The 873-nt window shown below is 80.3% G+C and carries 1 protein-coding gene; it reads left to right on the top strand.

The features are described from left to right. The coding region (locus tag EBO15_RS43470; protein ID WP_233616871.1) for a cell division protein PerM at window positions 1-873 on the top strand (873 nt) is incomplete at both ends.

The following is an 873-nucleotide window of genomic DNA, read 5'->3' as shown; positions in this document are numbered from 1 at the left end:
GGGCGCCGGGGCGGGCGCGGCCCGCACGGTCGTCGCGGCCCGGACGGGACGGCGCGTCCGCTCCGGCCTCGGCGCCCTCGTGCGGCTCCTGCCGGACCGTCCGCGCTCCCTGGTGATCGGCGTCGCCGGGTCGGTGGCGGTGCTCCTCGCGACGGGCGCGGTGCTGGTCGGCGCGTCCCTGGCGGTGCACGCCGGGGAGGCGGGACGCCAGTTCGACCTGCTCGCCCCCGGCATCGTCGGCGGCGCGCTGCTCGTCCTGGTCCAGCTCGCGTTCCTGCCGAACGCCGCGATCTGGGGGATGTCCTACGCGATCGGCCCCGGCTTCGCGGTCGGCTCCGGGACGAGCGTGGCCGCGACCGGCGTCCTGCTGGACGTCGTCCCGGTGTTCCCGCCGCTCGCGGCCCTGCCGCAGCCGGGGCCCGCGCCCGTGGTGTCCCTGGTGGCGCTGGCCGCGCCGTTCCTCGCCGGAGCGGTCGGCGGGGTGCTGACCGTCCGGGCGATGCCGAGCACGGTGTCGGAGTCCGCGCCGCTGTGGGGCTTCGCGTCCGGCGCGCTGACCGGGGTCGTGACGGCGGTGCTGGCCGCGCTGTCCGGCGGCCCGCTCGGCGGCGCGCGGATGGCGACGGTCGGCCCGTCCTGGTGGCAGGTGGGGCTGTTCGCCGCGCTGGAGGTCGGGATCTCGGCCGCGATCGCCGCCTGGCTGGCCAACTGGCGGATCCTGCGCGGCGCCGACGGCCTGGACCCCGTCCCGGCCGGGCCCGTCCCGGCCGGGCCCGTCCCGGCCGGGCCCGTCCTGAAGGAGAACCGCCGGGAGCGCCGCCGCCGCGAGGCGCCGGTGGCCGCCACCGCCGCGCTCCCCGCGCCGTCGGCGTC

The organism is Actinomadura harenae, from assembly GCF_003696215.1.
Lineage (GTDB): Bacteria > Actinomycetota > Actinomycetes > Streptosporangiales > Streptosporangiaceae > Spirillospora > Spirillospora harenae.
Note: the sequence above shows the minus strand (reverse complement) of the source record. Positions and strands in the feature narration are given on the sequence as shown.